Genomic DNA, 18,324 nt, shown 5'->3' with positions numbered 1-18,324 from the left:
GTTTAAGCTTTCGAAGTAGTTTTGCTTCGCAAAACTTTTAGGAGGAACAACATGGCACTTTTTGCGGCTTTGCTGCTTACGGCGGGCTGGGTTTTTCTTATCGGCAGGTCTGCACTGAGGCGCATCCCGCGATTGTTGAGGCAGAATCGAGGAAAAAAAGGGGATGCAGCTCTAAGTGCTCTGCTCATTCAGGAGCCGTTCTTGCGTGCTTGGGAGAAAGCATGCGAGTGGGATGCCTTCCAGCATATGCTGAACAGCTATCATGGCAAGCTGATGATCTTGAATGGAGCTTCCTGGACGATTGAGAGAACAAAAGCAGAAGCTGCTAGTTCGGTTGGAACGGGATATGCGGCACTTGTAGGAAGCTGCTGGCTTTCATGGATGATCGGTGAAAACTTCATTCTATTTGCTGGTGTGCTCGCATTTGTCGCGCTGGCCTTTCGTCAATTTGCCGAAGCTGGTAAGAAGCTGGAACGGCGCAAAAAAGCGATTATTACGGGTTTGCCAGACCGGATGAGCAAGTTAATGCTGCTGGTGAGCGCTGGAGAGACGGTACAACGAGCGTTCGTACGTTGTATGGAAGGCATAGACAATCTGAATCATCCTTTAGACAAGGAGTGGGGTGCGGCTGTGGCAGCGATGAACAACGGACAATCCTTCAGTGTTGTATTGGAGAGATTTAACCGCAGCTGCGCGGTTCAGGAAGCCTCGCTGTTTACAACAGTGATGCTGCTGAATTATCGGAAAGGCGGTGAGCATTTTGTACTCGCGGTAAGGGAGCTGTCTTATTCTCTGTGGGAGAAACGGAAAGGACTTGCCCGCATCAGCGGGGAAGAGGCTTCGTCCAAGCTTGTATTTCCGCTGGTCGGTGTGATGTTCATTATGATGATTATTGTAGCGGCGCCAGCCTTGCTAGTGATGTCCTAACTATATTGAATACGGGAGATGTTGAACATGAAAGCAATAGCAGATCGTATGAAGGGTTTTTGGCGCAATGAGGAAGGTATTGGTACGTTGGAAATTATTTTGATTATCGCGGTCGTTATTATTATCGCTTTTATCTTCAAAGATTGGATTGTTAAACTGGTTAATTCTCTGTTAAAGAAGGCAGACAGTGAAGCCCAACAAATCTTTGACCGTTAAATCCCGCTTCCGTAAGTGGCACAAGGAAGAGAAGGGCAGCTTTACGCTTGAGGCGTCGATTGTCCTTCCGATTCTGCTCGCTATGGTACTCTCTTTTCTGTTGCTGGGCATGTACCTCTATCAGAAAGTCATCGTCTTTTATTCGGTCTCCGCGATATCGGAGCGAGCGGCTTTTAGCTGGGATAATAGCTATCGGGATGCCAGAACCGGTATCCTGACCAAGCCTGTGTATGATAGCTTGTATCGCCGCTTAGGCTCTGATGGCGCTTTGGCGAGCCTGTTCGGCCTGACAGGGGATGAAAGCCGCAGAAGCGTCTCTCTGCCTGAGGAGATACAAGAATCAATTGACTCCGAGAACAGCGATTTAACCAAACGCAAGTTGGCGAATTCAGCCCAATGGCTTGCGACGGCAGGTTTAGGCTATAACGGCACCGTTCAATATGCGGGAGATGGGATAAGCCGGTATGTGGAGACCTCTCTCCGTAAGCCGATCCGGCTGATGCCTTTTGAGAGCAGCTGGATTAGGGGGGAGCCTGATGGTGAAGCCAAAAGCAGAATCGTTGATCCAGTCGAATTCATTCGGAGCGTCGATCTTGCAAGGTACTATAGCGCTAAGCTGAAGACTCACTTTATGGGCAAATCTACGGCGGAGAGCAGAGCGGGCGACATCTTGCATTCATACGGCAGCAAAGGCAAGGGTGGAACATGAGGAGGCATAAATTTGTCAGATGAAAAAGCTGCTGATTCAAGAAAACGGTGTCGTAACGATCTTGTCCGTTATCATTATGGCTTCCCTGCTGCTCTTCTTCTCTGTGCTGATCGATTACGCTCGGATTGCAGCCTTCCAATTGAAGACAGAGAACGAAGCCCGTACGGGGATTCGTTCTGTACTGTCGGCATATGATGATTCGCTCTACGAGAAGTATGGATTATTTGGGCGCGGAGGAACGGAGGGCAAAGCGATTTTTACCGAGGTGCTCGGAGGAAGCGGAGCTAAGTATACAGGACTGGACACAAGATCGCATTTCGATTTTATTGTCAGCCAACTAGAAGAGGCTGATGTGCAGACAGCCTATACGCTAGGACAGCATGACGTATTCGCGAGACAGGTACTCGAAGAGATGAAGTACAAAGCTCCGGTTGATTTTACGCTGGAGGTTTTATCGAAGTTCACTTCGTTGTCAAAGGCGCTTAAGGAAAGCTCGGGAGCCGTTCAGACGCTGGAGGATCTACGCAAGCTGTATGAGAAGCGGGAAGAGCTGCTAGAGAAGGCCCTAAGCTTGCAGGAGAAGGCTGTGACGACCCTAATAGACAACGAAGCTGTTGCAGCCATTCCGGCAGGGAGCGGTTCCTCAGGCAATTCCGCTGCAACCTCCTTGAGCCTGGCGGACCGTTATGCGAGTTTTGCTCGGCAGGTAGAGCATGACGCATCATTGCCCGAGGATGAAGAGCCGGCCTATTCCTATTCTATTGCGTCCTACCGGCACAGCGTATCCCAGATGCAGAGCAAGCTTCGGACGGGAGGCGGCAAGAGAGAGCAGCATGACAGCCTTCTGGAAGATGCACTCCGCAAGATCGAGCAATCAAGAGAAGTGAATGCCCAGATGGAGCGTATTGTCGAAGAGTCCAAAAAAGCGACAGTCGGCGCGTATGACGAGGTAGCGGGCGCGGATGTGGCCGGATCAGACGACTATGCGCTTCCGAATGATACGGTCCGGGATCTGGAGGAGATGCGGAAAAGCGGCGAAAAGCTGCTGCGTTCATCTGAATGGTTTCAGGGGTACAAGCAGGAGCTGCTGGCGCAAAGCTCGCGGGGGTATGCCGCAGCGAGCGAGATCGATCAATTGATCAGTCTTTGGAGCACAGCTATGTCATGGCCGCTCTCTTCTTCACGGCAAGCCTCCTTGCAGAATGGTTCATCAAAAGCCGTCTCGGTCGTCTCTGCTTATGAGCAGGATTACGGACCTCATGGAACGGTAATGAAGCAGCGGCGGGAAAGTGTGCTCGACAGCTCAGTCAAGAACAAGCTGTCAGAGCAAAAGGCAAAAACAAAATCATTATGGAAGCAAGCCAAAAACATGCTGGGCGGCTTGTCGGGGACGTCTGCCATGCCTGAACATCAAGAACAGTTCGCTAAAGTGAAAGAGCGCTATCAGCAAAATCTGCTTTTTAATGACCAGGGAGGAGAGACAGCCGGGCCTCGTAAAGTAACACAGGCAGCAGATGCGGAAGATGCCGCTAAGGAATCGTCTGGCTTGATGGACAGTCTCTTTTCGGGGATGTCGGACATGCTGCTGGATGGCCGCGATTACTTCTATTTTGGAGAATATGCCGCGGGCCGCTTTTCCTATTTCGCCCCCCAGCAGCTGCGCAAGCTGCTGGAGAGCGGCGATACAGACGGGCTGTCGCAGATGGCTTCTTTCGACAACCAGGAGCTGGAATATGTGCTGTACGGATTTCATGATCCAATGGGCAATCTGATCGCTGCATACGGGGAGTTGTTTTCTGTACGGCTTGCCATCCGGACGATGGAAGGTCTGGTCGCCAGCCGTTCATTGGGCCATCCGTTGCTCATATTGTCAGCTGCCATCATATACGGGCTGGAGAAAACGATGGAGGATATGATTTCGTTCGCTACGAAAGGGACTGCGCCTATATCCAAATACATAAAGGCAGAGCTTTCTTATCTGGATTACTTGAGGATATTTATGCTGCTTCACGGCGGTGACCAAGAGAAGAGGCTTGGCCGCATGATTGCGGTTATTGAACACAATACCGGGCTTACGCTTGCCCAGGTTCCGTCAGGCGTTACGGGAGAAGCGAGGGTGTCGATGAAGCTCTGGTTTCTTCCCGGCGTGATGGGGATGCTGGGGCGCCTTGATTTGCTTCAGGGAAAGGTTGTGGGCAACCGCTATGAAACGACGCAAACCGTGGGCTGGTCCTATTAATCCAACCGGCAAACGGTTGCCAAAGCGATGGTTACATGGACAGAGAGGTTCGATTATTCTCGAAGCCGCGCTCGTGATGCCGTTTATCTTGTTTCTGCTGGTCATTCTTTCCCTATTTATTTCCATGTGCGCTGCACAGATGGCCTTGCATATGACGGCTTCGCAAAGCGTGCGTCAAATTGCCGCCCACATTTATCCCATTGAACTCGCTAGAGCGCAATGGGATAAAGGGGCAGCCTCCGAAGCACCTTCGGAGCGGCAGCCTTTGCCCGAGTGGAACGAGACTGCCGCAGAGATGGCGGAATGGCTCCCTGACCCGGCTGGCAAGCTGGTGTCGTCCGCCTTGCGGGGAGACTGGCGTCCGATGCAAAATGTAGCCGCGACTGAGCTTGGCCGAGCAGTTATTGAACCATTTGTACGGCAATATGCCCATCCTTATTTGCTTAGAGCAGACAAGATTTCATTGGATTATATAGCCCTGCCGGATCTTAAAGAAAAAGAAGAGCCTTATATCGCCATTGCTCTCAAGTACGAATATCCGGTCAGGCTGCCGTTCTACAGCAAGCCGATCATCTTAAAGGAGCAAGCCTATGAACGGGTGTGGATAAGCGATGCGGCAGCCGCGACGTACGGAATGGAAGATGCTGATGAGGATACGCTTCCATTGCATATTATCTCGATTGAGCCGTCTCCGATTCGGCCCGGCAATAAGGCGACCGTCATCGTGAAGACGGAGCCGGGAGCGGTGGTGTCGCTTAGCGTGAACTACAAGAGCGGAGCGAGCAAGGCGAAGCATTTGGGGGAAGCGACTGCGGATGAAAGCGGCTATGTGGAATGGACCTGGCATGTATCGGGCAATACGACACCGGGCATTTGGGAGCTGGCAGTTGAAGGGGTTAGCAAGCCTGGTAGTGTCGCCAAGCATTTCTCCGTTGAGAAAAAACAGAAGTAACCGAAAGCCGTCAGCACGGCCCGGGGAAGGAGAAGAACTGAAATGACGATTGTTCTTTGGGCTGCGGCCGTACAATTATTAATTGCGTTCATAACAGATATGAGGCATCAAACTATATCAAATTGGCTGACTGGAACATCTTTTGTGCTTGGCATGCTTTATCACGGATTGGCCGCCGGCATGGAGGCACAGGGATGGCTTTATGCAGCAGCCGGAGCGGCAGCGGGTTTTATACCCTTGCTTATTCTGTATGCCTTCGGAGGAATTGGAGCGGGGGATGTTAAGCTGTTCGGCGCTCTGGGGGCTTGGGTCGGCGCTGCCATGATTGCGCAGCTAATGATGTATGCGATTTTATATGCGGGAGCGTTCGGTGTGCTGCTCCTGGCCTTTAATCGCGCGTTTGCCAAACGGATGGCTGCCCTGATGGTCATCGCGTATCCCGGCGCAGCCCGAACGATCAATTGGTTCGATTGGGCCAAGTCAGGCAAGAGCTTTCCGTTTATGTTAGCCGTGGCGCCAGCGGCGGTTACGGTGTGGGTGATGGGTTAAGCGCAGATCATGAAAGGAGGACTTGAAATGCGAAGGCTACGAATGGATTTTGCCATGAACCGGGGACATGAGATGACGATTGACAGGGAGGACGGCATCAGCAGAAGCGAACTGGATGAATTGGAGCTGCAGATGCTTCGCTCGCAGCGCATTCCGTATTTGCTTCCGCTCGACTGGTATGAGATAGACGGAACCATTACGTTTCGTTACGAATTGACGGGCAGCAAAATGATGATTCACCGGCTTCAGCAGGACATGCTGACCATGGAGCAGTATTACTCGCTGATTCTCGCTTTGACAGATGCTCTCTTAGAGTGCAAAGAGTATATGCTCAGACCCGAAGGCTGCCTGCTGAATGAGCAGTTTATGTTTATGGGCGATAGATTCGGCGATTTGAAGCTGATATATGTACCGCTGAAGGACAGGGGCGAGGAACGCCAATACGGGGAGGAGCTGTTGTCGCTTGCCGTTCGGTGGACCTCGTACGTAGAGCCTCTCGACGGAGCGGGATTAAAGCGGATTTTGCAGTTGCTTCAGCATAACCGCGCTTCTCTGACAGAGCTCCGGGATACACTGCTGGATCTGATCGCAAAGGAGTCGCCGGTCATTCATAGACCGGCGGTTGATTATGCCCAGACGCCAAAGTATTCAGCAGAACGGAGTATAGGGTCGAAGCCTTATTCGACTAATGATGATGCGGCACATTCTTCCAAGCTGCAGATGAGGCAGCAATTTGCGGAAGAGTCCACGCCTCAATCAATCCCGCTCTTATCAGCACCACACATTTCGACAATGCAGCAGCAAGAGTCCCATTCCAGACAACATTCGAATCTGGATGATGGTTTACCATCCCGGTATAAGCATCAAGAAGAGCCTTCATGGTCTTATGAGGGGGATGAGGACAATGAAAACGACGATAACAAGGGAAGGGCGAAGTGGATTGCGGGAGCCGCTTTTTTACTCGTGACCGCTTGTATCTGGCGATTCCTGTATATGGATCAGCCAACGCAGCAAAACCTGCTAATCAGCTCCGGGTTGACGTTGTTTGCCTTGGCAGGATTCATCATGATAAGAAAAAGAGGGAGCGCTTTGCTAATGACGAAGAGGGATCAGCCCGATATGGAAGAGGATTTCGAACCGCATTCCAGCGTGCTTCCGCCGCGCTTTGCTTGGAGTAAGCCTCCGGCAGCCGAAGCACTCGAACCGTTGCCGGCTACGACCGAATCCATGGGCAGCTATTCCGTGCCTAATCCCAAGTTGGCCGCTAACACGGAAGCGAGGGTTGCTCTTCCGCCAACGATACAGCTGAGCGCTAATGATGAAGACTCGTCGCATAAGACGGTCATGCTGGGGACGGGCGCACGCAGCGCTTGGCTTGCGCGGACATGGAACGGCAAGGAAGAGCAAATCGCGCTTTCGGAGGATCATTTCAAAATCGGAAGATCTGGCACTGGGGTAGGCTATGCAGATGATGCCGACGGCATCTCTCGCCTTCATCTGGAAATTGAGCGAATTGACGGTACTCATCATGCCAAGGATCTCGGCTCCAGAAACGGAAGCCTGTTAAACGGCAAATTAATGGTCCCTTACAAATCCTACAAGCTGGAGTTCGGAGACCGAATCCATCTTGCGGGCGATAAGGGACCCTTATACGAATTGAAAACAGGTTAATTAGCGGCTTGCCAGCTGACGCATGGCGCTGTCGACCGTCGGATAGCGGAACGAGTAACCGGTTTGGAGTGCCCGTTTGGGCTTGGCGAACTGGCCATCCAATAGCAAGGTTGACATCTCTCCGAATAGAAGCCGCATCATTGGCGCAGGTACGGGAAACCAATGAGGCCGACCGAATGCCCGGGCGACGGCTCTGCCGAACTCGTCGTTTGTAACGGGATCAGGAGCCGATGCATTTACAGGTCCTTGGACTGTATCATTGTCCAGGCAATGCAGGATCAGGCCTACCATATCTTCGATATGTATCCAGGATAAGCCTTGCTTGCCGCTTCCCACCCTTCCTCCAGCGAATAGCCGGTAGGGAAGGACCATAAGCGGAAAAGCGCCGCCTTGGCGATCCAGGACGACGCCGATCCGCAGCTTCACAAGCCGCTTCGCCGGAATGGCATCTGCGGCCACTTCCCATTCGCGTACAACTTCGGAAAGAAAGTCGGTGACGGCTGTCGGACTGTCTTCATCAAAGATTTCTGTAGCAGAAATACCGTATGCGGATATGCCGGAAGCATTAATGACAACCGCGGGCTTGCGTTCAAGTGCATTTACCAGCTCTGTGACCCGAGCCGCTGCCCATTGTCTGGAGCGGAGAACACGAGCCTTGGCGGCAGCATTCCACCTTTGATTGATGCTCTCGCCGGCCAGATTTACGATCGCATCGATCCCCTCCAGCTTGCCCGGCTCTCGTTGTAGCTGGTCCCAGGCTACGGTTGTGACCTGCGGCCCAAGATCAGATGCTCCAGCGCGGTTGCCTCTTGTGATGATCCATACTTCATCTCCCCGCTCCATCAGAGCATTGGTCAGAGCCTTTCCGATAAATCCACTGCCTCCGGCAATCGCTATCCGCATTCCGCACTCTCCTTGTCAGGATTATTGCACAGCTTCAATCTTTGTCAGCCACAGCTGCTTGACGTCTGTATCGCCTTCTATTGCTTTTTCGGTATATTCGAATTTCACCTTGGCATCGGCAGGCAGTTCGTCGACGACGGAGCGAAGCTCCTCCGGAATGCGGTAAGCGCCTGCTCCGCTGTCGGTTGTGATTTCCAGCGAGTTGGAATCAATCAGGCCAGTATAGGTGCCCTCCGCGCTAATTGGCGCAGATTCGCCAATGCCATTATTATCGGTTGAGGAATTATTGTCATTGTCGTCGTCATTGGATGGAGCGCCTGGCTCCTGTACGCCATTGTTGTCCGGGAGCTGGTCGACTGGGGAACCTGATTCGCTGTTGTTGGGGTTCCCGCTGCTGCTCGGGTTGTTGGCATTCGCTCCGCATGCAGACATCGTCAGCATGACAGCCAGCAGCAGCGCTCCGGCAGTTGCCGCTTTCTTGCGTTTCTTGTTTGTTAAGTTCATAGTTGAAGCACCTCCTGTATACTAAACGAAAAAAAGCCTCTCGAGGTTGCATAAATGTCAGACAGAGCTGCCACCTTGGCAGCTCTGTCTATTTGTTCAGCAAGTGCTGATATGGCGCGTAGTCGATGCCTTTTTTGTCCAAAAAGTGCACGAGGCTGCGGTAATCCCGCTTCGGTGTGGCTCTTATGTACCCTTCGATGCAATGCTCTTTTGTAACGGTTTTGGCGCCTTGCTCAATCGCGACTTGACCGATCTTCGCGGCAATGGAATGTTTGGCGATATCCCGGAATGCTTGAGGTACGGGAGATACCAGCTCATCGAGAAACTGCTTGGCTTCCTCGCCCCACATGCTGCGGCTGCGTTCAACCCAATAGTTCTGCCAATCCAGCTTGGACTTCCCGTCTCTCATGGGAAGAACCTTCAGAAATTTGCGGAACATGAAAAAACCGCCTATGGACATGGCAATAACCATGACAACGGCCCAGAAAACGATGAAATAAATGAACCAATTCGGCGTTGTGCCCATTGTAACTGTCACCTCAATAATGAATTATAGCGTATTCCTAGATTTATTTCGACATTCCTTGTAAAATAAGGTTTGATCAACCGAAAGGGGCGAAAGTAACATGTTGAAAATAGGTTCCCACGTATCATTTTCGGACAAGGGTCTTCAGACTGCTGCGAAGGAAGCCATGACTTACGGCTCCAGCACATTCATGATCTATACCGGAGCACCGCAGAATACACGGCGCAAACCGATTGAATCGCTATATATCGAAGAGGGCAAGGCGCTTATGAACAAAGCCGGCATCGAAGAGATCGTTGTCCATGCGCCTTATATCATTAACTTAGGCTCCTACAAGGAAGACACGTTCGAGCTGGCTGTCAATTTCCTGCAAGAGGAGATTCGCCGTACGGATCATATCGGCGTCCGCAACATCGTCTTGCATCCTGGCGCATATACCGATAAGGATGCGGAGTTCGGCATCGCAAGAATTGCGGAAGGCTTGAACGAAGTGCTGGCGGGCACGAGCAACACCAATGTGAACATAGCGCTGGAGACGATGGCAGGCAAAGGTACGGAGATTGGCCGCAGCTTCGACGAAATCGCAGCCATCATGGACAAAGTGACATATAACGAGCGCCTGACGGTCTGCATGGATACTTGCCATATGCATGACGCCGGGTATGACTTGATTAACGATCTGGACGGCGTATTGGAGCAATTCGACCGCACAGTCGGATTGGATCGTGTCGCGGTTGTTCATATCAATGACAGCAAAAACCCAAGAGGAGCGGGCAAAGACCGTCATGCGCCGATCGGTGCGGGCTGGCTTGGACAATCCGCGATTAAGAATATCGTTCATCACGAAGCGCTGAAGGGCAGACCGTTCATCCTGGAGACACCGTGGATCGGCAAAGAGGACAAAACAGTACGTCCGATGTACGAGGTTGAGATTGCGCTTCTGCGCGGTGAAGTGAGAAATCGCTTCGGTGAAGAATTCCTGGAGGATGTGGAACGTCTGCATCATTTCTTCGGGAAGCAAGAGATTGATTCGCGTGAATATATCATTGATGTGTGGACGCTGCTGAAAAATGATGCCAAGGCGAAAAAAGCCGACCCGCGCGAGCCGATGGAACGTCTGTACGATATGATTATTGCCGATGGCGTCTTGTCAAGGGATCTTGCCGAGGAGCAGGTGAACCAGCGTTTGACGGCATGGTTCGCGGGCAAAGCCTTTCTGGCAGAAGCATAGCACATCCAGGCTATTACAAAAATTATTATAGAAAAGGAAGATTATCGTATGTCATCTCCATCCAATCAAGTGCAGCGTACGAACGGAGCGCAAGATAAGAACGGACGCGCACGCATGCTGATTTCTTGTCCGGACCGTCCCGGCATTGTAGCCGCTGTTTCTCATTTTCTCTATGAGCATGGCGCGAATATTGTGCAATCCGACCAATATACCATGGACCCGGAGGGCGGTATGTTCTTCATTCGTTTTGAGTTCGATCTGAACGATTTGGATAAGGAGCTGCCGGTTCTTGTAGAAGATTTTGCGCGTGTTGCTGACCGCTTCGAGATGAAGTGGCACACGTTCCGCGCAAGCCGCAAGAAGCGTCTGGCGATTCTGGTATCCAAGGAAGACCATTGCTTGCTGGAGCTGCTGTGGCAGTGGCAGGCGGGCGATCTGGACGCCGATATCGCCATGGTCATTAGCAACCATCCGGATATGCGCGGTCTTGTCGAATCATTCGGCATTCCGTTCCATCACGTACCGGTTACGCCGGACACGAAAGCGGAAGCGGAGCGCAAGCAGATGGAGCTGGTTGCGGACAAAGCGGACATTATCGTGCTGGCCCGCTATATGCAGATCGTATCGCCGAAATTTATCGAGCATTTCCCGAACCGTATTATCAATATTCATCACTCCTTCCTGCCTGCATTCGTAGGCGGCAAGCCTTATGCCCAAGCTTATAACCGCGGCGTAAAAATCATCGGAGCGACTGCCCACTACGTGACGGAGGAGTTGGACGGCGGTCCGATCATCGAGCAGGACGTACAGCGCGTCAGCCACCGCGACAATGTCGAGGATCTGAAGCGGATCGGCCGCACGATCGAGCGTGTCGTTCTCGCACGCGCCGTCAAGTGGCATATTGAAGACCGTGTTCTGGTTCACCAGAACAAGACGGTTGTATTCAATTAATCGCGAGTGATACAATATTCAAAACTTTTAACCTGATTGACCAATAGATTAGCCAGACTACAGTGTGGCTTACGAAGCAAGTTTTGCTTCACAAAACATAAGCCTATGCTTACGAAGCAAGTTTTGCTTCACAAAACTTTTAGGAGGATTCAATATGACCGTTACTCAGAAATCAATCGACCAACTCTCTATCGATACAATCCGCACGCTTGCAATTGACGCAATCGAAAAGGCTAACTCCGGACATCCGGGCATGCCGATGGGCGCAGCTCCGATGGGCTACCAATTGTTCGCGAAAAATATGAGGCATAACCCATCGAACCCGACTTGGGTGAACCGCGACCGTTTCGTCCTGTCCGCAGGACACGGCTCCATGCTGCTCTACAGCTTGCTTCACCTCTCCGGCTATGACCTGCCAATGGATGAGCTGAAAAACTTCCGTCAATGGGGCTCCCTGACTCCGGGCCACCCTGAATTCGGCCACACTGCAGGCGTAGACGCGACGACTGGCCCGCTGGGACAAGGCGTAGCGATGGCGGTAGGCATGGCGATGGCAGAAGCGCATCTGGCTGCTGTCTACAACAAAGAAGGATTCAATCTTATCAATCACTTTACTTATTCTATCTGCGGCGACGGCGACCTGATGGAAGGCATTTCGCATGAAGCGGCTTCCATGGCGGGCCACTTGCAGCTGGGCAAGCTTGTCGTGATGTATGATTCCAACGATATCTCCCTGGACGGCGCCCTGAACCTGTCTTACTCCGAGTCGGTTCAGAAGCGTTTTGAAGGCTACGGCTGGCAAGTGCTTCGCGTAGAGGACGGCAATGATCTGAATGCACTGTCCGCTGCAGTTGCAGAAGCGCAAGGCGAGCTTTCCAAGCCAACGCTGATCGAAGTGAAGACGATGATCGGATACGGCAGCCCGAACAAAGGCGGCAAAGGCGGTCATGGAGGAACTCACGGCTCGCCGCTTGGTGCGGACGAGACGAAGCTGACGAAGCAGTTCTATGGCTGGTCCGAAGACCATCAGTTCCATGTGCCGGACGAAGTGCGCGCTCACTTCGCAGAAGTGAAGAGCGCAGGCGAGCAAGCCAACTCCGAGTGGAACGCGCTGCTTGCTTCGTACAAAGAAGCTCATCCTGAGCTTGCGAAGCAGTTCGAACTGGCGATCTCCGGTGAGTTGCCAGAAGGCTGGGATGCTGAGCTTCCAACTTACACGACGGAGGACAAGCCTGTGTCCACACGTGTTGCTTCCGGCAATGCGCTGAACGCTCTGGCGAAACGCGTACCGAATCTGGCAGGCGGCTCCGCTGACCTGGAGAGCTCCACCATGACTCATCTGAAGGGCATCGAGCAGTTCAAGCCAGGCAGCTACGACGGCCGCAATATCTACTACGGCGTTCGTGAATTCGGTATGGCTGCGGCAATGAACGGTATCAGCCTGCATAGCGGTATCAAAGTGTTCGGCGGTACGTTCTTCGTGTTCACAGACTACCTGCGTCCTGCTATCCGCCTTGCTGCTCTGATGAACCAGCCGGTTGTGTACGTGCTGACGCATGATAGCATCGCAGTTGGCGAAGACGGTCCGACGCATGAGCCGATCGAGCAATTGGCTTCGATCCGCATCATTCCAGGCCTTACCGTTATCCGCCCAGGAGATGCGAACGAAACATCCGCAGCATGGGCATACGCAATTGAGAACCAATCGAATCCGGTCGCGCTTGTACTGACTCGTCAAAACCTGCCGATCCTGGAAGGAACAGTTAGCGGAGCTCGCGATAACGTGCGTAAAGGCGCTTATGTCGTGTCTGATGCGGCAGGCGGAAAGCCTCAAGCTCAAATTCTGGCGACAGGCTCCGAGGTTCAACTGGCTGTAGCTGCTCAAAAAGCGCTGGCTGAAGAAGGCATTCAAGTTCGCGTCATCAGCATGCCGAGCTGGGATTTGTTCGAGAAGCAGCCGAAGGCGTACCGCGATTCCGTTATTTTGCCGGACGTGAAAGCTCGCCTAGCTATCGAGATGGCGCATCCGTTCGGATGGGAACGTTACACAGGCGATCAAGGCGATATTCTTGCCATCGACCGTTTCGGCGCATCCGCTCCTGGCGACCGCGTAATCAAGGAATACGGTTTTACGGTCGAGAACGTCGTGAGCAAAGTGAAAGCCTTGCTGTAATCTGCGACCTTCTTGGATCTTGATTCTATATCATAAAGGAGCATCTTCATTATGTCGCAATTCGAAAATGTAACAGTCGTCAAGAAAGCCAATGTTTACTTTGACGGCAAAGTCACAAGCCGCGCGGTTCTATTCGCCGACGGCACTAAGAAAACGCTGGGCATTATGCTGCCGGGCGACTATGAGTTCGGTACGGATTGCGTGGAGATCATGGAAATCCTCGCAGGCGATCTGAAAGTGCTGCTGCCAGGCGAGACAGAATGGCGCCATATTCAAGGCGAAGGTGAGTTCACTGTACCGGCCAACACGAAATTTAAGCTTCAAGTTGCCGAAGTATCGGACTACTGCTGCTCGTATATTTACGAATAAGCCGGAATCGGAACAGGGCCGTGTCGCATGAGCGATGCGGCCTTCTCCATTTTATGAGCAGCTGTTGCCGGAAAGAGTCGTTTTTTTGTGACATTCGGGGCTGTAATCGCGTTGTGCCGCATGAGTCAAATGGGCTAAAGTAGTAGCATGCACATTAGTCTCTCGTGTACCCATGAAGGAGGATTACATCCACAATGAAAGAAAGAAACTATACCCCGATTGTCGCTGTGCTTACGGTCGTCATTGTCGCGCTAGTGGCCATTCTGTTCTTCCTGCCAGCGTATCACGGCGAAGTGGGCTTCGACGTGAAGATTCTGCCTCTGCTGAACGCGATATTTAATAGCTTTACGTTCCTGGCGCTGGTAGTTGCTTTGATCGCGATTTTGAAAAAAAACGTACGCATGCACCGCACGTTTATCGGACTGGCCTTCGGGACGACGACACTGTTTCTCGTGTCCTATGTCACGTATCATTACTTGACGGAATCGACATCTTACGGCGGCGAGGGCATTCTGAAGACGATCTATCTGTTCATTCTGCTGACGCATATTGTACTGGCGATTGTTGTAGTGCCGCTTGCGCTGCTCTCGCTGGCGAGAGGAATTTCGGGACAGGTGGAGAAACACCGCAAGATAGCACGTTGGACGATGCCGATCTGGCTCTATGTCAGCTTGACGGGCGTTATCGTTTACTTGATGATATCCCCGTACTATTAAACTCTTGGAAATGCGCGTCTTCATCTAGATTTCACGTACGATAAGCTTGTTTTTGGGATGAATATTCGCTATTCTTAATGAAAAGTTGAACGCTGCGTTCCGTATGGGCGCGGCAGCTTCGTACATTTTGGGAGGTAGTTATAACGATGAGCAATACGGTGAAGTTCGATTACAGCAAAGCGTTGTCCTTCGTTGGACAGCATGAAATCGATTATTTAACGGATCAAGTTCGCGTGGCACATGACCAGCTTCATAACGGTACGGGCGCAGGCTCGGATTACCTGGGCTGGATTGACTTGCCTACGAATTACGATAAAGAAGAGTTCGCGCGCATTAAGAAGGCGTCGGAGAAAATTCAAAGCGATTCCGAAGTGCTGATCGTCATTGGCATTGGCGGCTCATACCTGGGCGCGCGCGCGGCGATCGAGATGCTGTCGCATTCGTTCTACAATGTGCTGCCGAAGGAACAGCGCAAGACGCCACAAGTACTGTTCGCGGGCAACAATATCAGCTCTACATATGTGACGCATTTGCTGCAGCTTCTTAAAGGCAGAGACTGGTCGATTAACGTTATCTCCAAATCCGGCACAACGACGGAGCCTGCGATCGCATTCCGTATTTTCCGCGCTGAGCTGGAGAAGAAATACGGCAAGGAAGAAGCGCGCAAGCGCATCTACGCGACAACGGACAAAGAAAAGGGCGCTTTGAAAAAGCTTTCGAGCGAAGAAGGCTATGAGTCTTTTATTATTCCGGATGACGTTGGCGGACGTTATTCCGTTCTGACGGCTGTTGGCTTGCTGCCAATCGCAGTAGCGGGCATCGATATCGACGCTATGATGAAGGGCGCGGCTGACGCTTCCGAAGTGTATGCCAACCCGAACCTGGCTGAGAATGAGGCTTACCAATACGCAGCTGTACGCAACGCCTTGTACCGCAAGGGCAAAGCGACGGAAATCCTCGTGAACTACGAGCCTGCCCTGCACTTCGTATCGGAGTGGTGGAAGCAGCTCTACGGCGAGAGTGAAGGTAAGGACTACAAGGGCATCTACCCGGCGTCCGTCGACTTCTCGACCGATCTGCATTCCATGGGTCAATTCATTCAAGAGGGCAACCGCAACATCTTCGAAACCGTTATTCAAGTGGGTGAAGTAGCAGAGCACATTGCGATCCAGCATGACGCGGACGATTTGGACGGACTGAACTTCCTGACGGGCAAAACGATGGATTTCGTCAACAAAAAAGCGTTCGAAGGTACGCTTCTTGCACATACAGATGGTCAAGTTCCGAACCTGATCGTGAACATTGCCGACATGACGCCATACACATTCGGCTACCTGGTCTACTTCTTCGAGAAGGCTTGCGGCATCAGCGGCTACCTGCTGGGTGTGAATCCGTTCGATCAGCCGGGCGTTGAAGCTTACAAGAAGAACATGTTCGCTTTGCTTGGCAAGCCTGGCTTCGAGAAGGAAAAAGCCGAGCTTGAAGCGCGCCTGTAATCGGCGCCAGCCGGAGTATTGAGTGTATGCTGAACAAATACAGGACGGTAAGAGCGGAAGCAAATGCGGAGGTCGTCATCAAAAGATCCCGTTTTATCGGCCATGCGAAGCCAGTGGAGACGGAGGAGGAGGCAGTCGCTTTTATCGATGAGATCAAGCGGCTGCACCGCACCGCCACTCATAACTGCTCCGCTTATATGGTCGGCGAGCGCGACCAGCACCAGAAGGCGTCCGATGACGGGGAGCCAAGCGGCACGGCGGGCAAGCCTATTCTTGAGGTGATCAAGAACAAAGGCTTGAAGAACGTCGCAGTTGTCGTCACCCGTTACTTCGGCGGCATTATGCTTGGCGCTGGCGGCCTCGTCCGTGCCTATACGGATGGAGCGGTAGCGGGCATCGAGGCGGCAGGTGAGATCGAGCTTGTCTTGCACCTGGAAGTGTTCGTCGAGGTTGACTATACGTGGTATGGGAAGCTCGAGAACGAGCTTCACGGCCGCGGTACGCGACTTGGCGGGACGGAGTTCACCGACAAGGTCATCGTCCTATGCTTGCCAGTGGTGCCGGAAGCGGACGCCTTTATCGCGTGGATGACCGATCTCACGCAAGGCCAGGCTGTCATTCGCACGGGTGAGGAACGGTATTATATTGACGGCGAGTAAGCAGCGTTCTTTTCTTTTGTTAAAAAGATATGTGCATACAAGAGGTTGTCCGTTCAATCGAACAATTCTCCTATGGTGGCAGTAGTAGCGTTAAGCTATTCTGTTGAAGGGGATTGTTTAAATGGGGGGACAGCCCTTCTTTTATGTGGAGATGGTTGGAGAATCGCCGAAATAACGTTGCCAGAAACGCTTAATCGAGTCTGATCGCCGAAAAATCCAAATTAGTGTTGCCAGAAACGCTTAATCCGCCTCAATCGCCGAATCTCCTAATATAGCGTTGCTAGATTCGCATAATTCGGCCAAGCTTCGCAATTCCTGAAGCAGCGCTTCAAACCCGTATAATCCCTCTATAACTCACCTCAACTCCTGCTATCACCCGAGTTCTCCCCATTGCTTAGAAAATATTAATCTCCCACCCCCTTCATTCGACTCTACCAAAAGTCGACATTTTACTAGAGGGGTTGTATAATTATCGTGATCTATATCGATTAATGGTGGTGACTTGTATTTTTTACGCACTTGCTTTAGTTATGTCGTTTCTTATCGTATATGTGTTGATACCGCCGTTCAGCCGGCTGGCGTTCAAGCTTGATTTTGTGGACAAGCCCCGGAAGAACGTAGAGCGCAAGCTGCACCGTGAGCCTATTCCGCTAACAGCCAGCTATGCCATTTTCATTGGCTTTTTCATTACCTATATCGCGATTGCGAGAGAGATAAATTGGGAGACCGGCGCTTTGTTTCTGGGCGGCGTTCTGCTGCTTACGATCGGAACGATTGATGACTGGTACAAGACGAAGGGCAAGGACTTCCCCGCGCTTCCGAAAATGCTGGTGCAAGTGTCGGCAGCCGTATTGGTCTACCTGTCGGGCAACGTATTTACCGGCTTCTTCAATCCTTTCTCCGGTGAATATGTGGTGCTTCCGGTTATTCTGCAGTTTGTGCTGACGATTCTATGGATCTTCGGCGTAACGACGGTCATCAACTTCTCTGACGGTCTGGACGGTCTCGCCGGCGGCTTGTCCGCAATCTCCGGCATGACACTGTTTGTTGTGGCGCTGGCGATGGGACAGTCGAACTCCGCGATGATGGCGATCATTCTCGTTGGGGTTACGCTCGCGTATCTGCGCTTCAATAAGCCGCCTGCCAAAGTGTTTATGGGCGACGCGGGTGCAACGTTCCTGGGCTTCCTGCTGGCGGTTATCGCGCTGGATGGGGCGTTCAAGCAGGCAACGATATTGTCGCTGTTCATTCCGATTCTGGCGATCGGCGTGCCGATCTTCGACAACATCTTTGTTGTCATTAAGCGGTTCCTGCAGGGCAAAGCAATCTATGAAGCCGACGCTAGCCAGGTTCATTACCGGCTGCTGCGCGCAGGTCTGAACAATAAGCAAGCGCTGATGGTGCTATGCCTGGTAAGTACATGCTTCGGGCTATCCTCGATTATTCTGATGCTGGTGCAAATTTAAGCAAACTCAATCCCTGTAGGGCTGTTCTGAGGTCGATTCGATCGACCTCGGAACAGCCCTTTTTGCA

General features: G+C 52.1%; 18 protein-coding genes. 15 read left to right on the top strand and 3 right to left on the bottom strand.

From position 1 onward, the window contains the following. The first annotated feature begins 51 nt into the window (after positions 1-51). Genes D3P07_RS04235 through D3P07_RS04205 form a run of 7 tightly spaced genes read left to right on the top strand, consistent with a single transcriptional unit; the run spans position 52 to position 7,263 of the window. Positions 52-927, top strand: a complete 876-nt coding sequence (locus D3P07_RS04235) for a type II secretion system F family protein (protein ID WP_119798811.1) — start codon at positions 52-54, stop codon at positions 925-927. A 27-nt stretch (positions 928-954) separates the two neighbouring features. Next, a complete protein-coding gene (locus tag D3P07_RS04230; RefSeq protein ID WP_310732520.1) occupies positions 955-1,143 on the top strand; it encodes a Flp1 family type IVb pilin in 189 nt (62 codons plus the stop codon). After that, complete coding sequence (locus D3P07_RS04225) at positions 1,115-1,852, top strand: TadE/TadG family type IV pilus assembly protein (RefSeq protein ID WP_119798809.1); 738 nt, start codon at positions 1,115-1,117, stop codon at positions 1,850-1,852. Before D3P07_RS04230 ends, D3P07_RS04225 begins: the two co-directional genes overlap by 29 nt. Before the next feature lie 19 nt (positions 1,853-1,871). After that, positions 1,872-4,091, top strand: coding sequence for a hypothetical protein (locus D3P07_RS04220; protein WP_119798808.1), 2,220 nt, complete (start codon positions 1,872-1,874; stop codon positions 4,089-4,091). Then, a complete protein-coding gene (locus D3P07_RS04215) occupies positions 4,057-5,043 on the top strand; it encodes a TadE/TadG family type IV pilus assembly protein (RefSeq protein WP_147384475.1) in 987 nt (328 codons plus the stop codon). The genes D3P07_RS04220 and D3P07_RS04215 overlap by 35 nt, the downstream gene beginning before the upstream one ends. Before the next feature lie 42 nt (positions 5,044-5,085). Next, entirely contained in the window at positions 5,086-5,592 is a 507-nt protein-coding gene (locus D3P07_RS04210; protein ID WP_119798806.1) for an A24 family peptidase, read from the top strand. Positions 5,593-5,619: 27 nt separating this feature from the next. Further along, positions 5,620-7,263, top strand: a complete 1,644-nt coding sequence (locus tag D3P07_RS04205) for a DUF6382 domain-containing protein (protein WP_182914170.1) — start codon at positions 5,620-5,622, stop codon at positions 7,261-7,263. On the opposite strand, the gene D3P07_RS04200 is transcribed toward D3P07_RS04205, so the two are convergent. The 3 genes from D3P07_RS04200 to D3P07_RS04190 all read right to left on the bottom strand — a co-directional run bounded on the left by D3P07_RS04200 (position 7,264) and on the right by D3P07_RS04190 (position 9,196). Next, the gene (locus tag D3P07_RS04200; RefSeq protein ID WP_119798804.1) at positions 7,264-8,166 is read right to left on the bottom strand and encodes a TIGR01777 family oxidoreductase; all 903 of its coding nucleotides are present in this window, start codon (positions 8,164-8,166) and stop codon (positions 7,264-7,266) included. 21 nt (positions 8,167-8,187) lie between these two features. Beyond that, positions 8,188-8,670 (bottom strand): hypothetical protein, encoded by a 483-nt coding sequence (locus tag D3P07_RS04195; RefSeq protein WP_119798803.1) that lies wholly within the window; start codon positions 8,668-8,670, stop codon positions 8,188-8,190. Positions 8,671-8,758: 88 nt separating this feature from the next. Beyond that, entirely contained in the window at positions 8,759-9,196 is a 438-nt protein-coding gene (locus tag D3P07_RS04190; RefSeq protein ID WP_119798802.1) for a DUF2621 domain-containing protein, read from the bottom strand. Between the two features lie 100 nt (positions 9,197-9,296). Here D3P07_RS04190 and D3P07_RS04185 point away from each other — a divergent pair, with 100 nt between their 5' ends. From D3P07_RS04185 to D3P07_RS04150, 8 genes are all read left to right on the top strand, one after another. Next, positions 9,297-10,427 (top strand): deoxyribonuclease IV, encoded by a 1,131-nt coding sequence (locus D3P07_RS04185; RefSeq protein ID WP_119798801.1) that lies wholly within the window; start codon positions 9,297-9,299, stop codon positions 10,425-10,427. Between the two features lie 48 nt (positions 10,428-10,475). Beyond that, the gene (gene purU, locus D3P07_RS04180) at positions 10,476-11,378 is read left to right on the top strand and encodes a formyltetrahydrofolate deformylase (RefSeq protein WP_119798800.1); all 903 of its coding nucleotides are present in this window, start codon (positions 10,476-10,478) and stop codon (positions 11,376-11,378) included. Positions 11,379-11,532: 154 nt separating this feature from the next. Further along, complete coding sequence (gene tkt / locus D3P07_RS04175; RefSeq protein WP_119798799.1) at positions 11,533-13,551, top strand: transketolase; 2,019 nt, start codon at positions 11,533-11,535, stop codon at positions 13,549-13,551. Between the two features lie 51 nt (positions 13,552-13,602). Continuing rightward, on the top strand, positions 13,603-13,920 hold the full coding sequence (gene ppnP / locus D3P07_RS04170) for a pyrimidine/purine nucleoside phosphorylase (protein WP_119798798.1): 318 nt from the start codon (positions 13,603-13,605) through the stop codon (positions 13,918-13,920). A gap of 194 nt (positions 13,921-14,114) precedes the next feature. Further along, complete coding sequence (locus D3P07_RS04165) at positions 14,115-14,636, top strand: DUF420 domain-containing protein (RefSeq protein ID WP_119798797.1); 522 nt, start codon at positions 14,115-14,117, stop codon at positions 14,634-14,636. Positions 14,637-14,782: 146 nt separating this feature from the next. Next, on the top strand, positions 14,783-16,132 hold the full coding sequence (locus tag D3P07_RS04160) for a glucose-6-phosphate isomerase (protein ID WP_119798796.1): 1,350 nt from the start codon (positions 14,783-14,785) through the stop codon (positions 16,130-16,132). 26 nt (positions 16,133-16,158) lie between these two features. After that, positions 16,159-16,791: a YigZ family protein gene (locus D3P07_RS04155; RefSeq protein WP_119798795.1), complete on the top strand. Its 633-nt coding sequence runs from the start codon at positions 16,159-16,161 to the stop codon at positions 16,789-16,791. A 491-nt stretch (positions 16,792-17,282) separates the two neighbouring features. Continuing rightward, positions 17,283-18,257 carry an MraY family glycosyltransferase gene (locus D3P07_RS04150; RefSeq protein WP_182914182.1) on the top strand — a complete coding sequence of 325 codons (975 nt, stop codon included), beginning with the start codon at positions 17,283-17,285 and terminating at the stop codon, positions 18,255-18,257. Positions 18,258-18,324 lie beyond the last annotated feature (67 nt).

It is taken from the genome of Paenibacillus sp. 1011MAR3C5 (assembly GCF_003591485.1).
Taxonomy (GTDB): domain Bacteria; phylum Bacillota; class Bacilli; order Paenibacillales; family Paenibacillaceae; genus Pristimantibacillus.
Note: the sequence above shows the minus strand (reverse complement) of the source record. Positions and strands in the feature narration are given on the sequence as shown.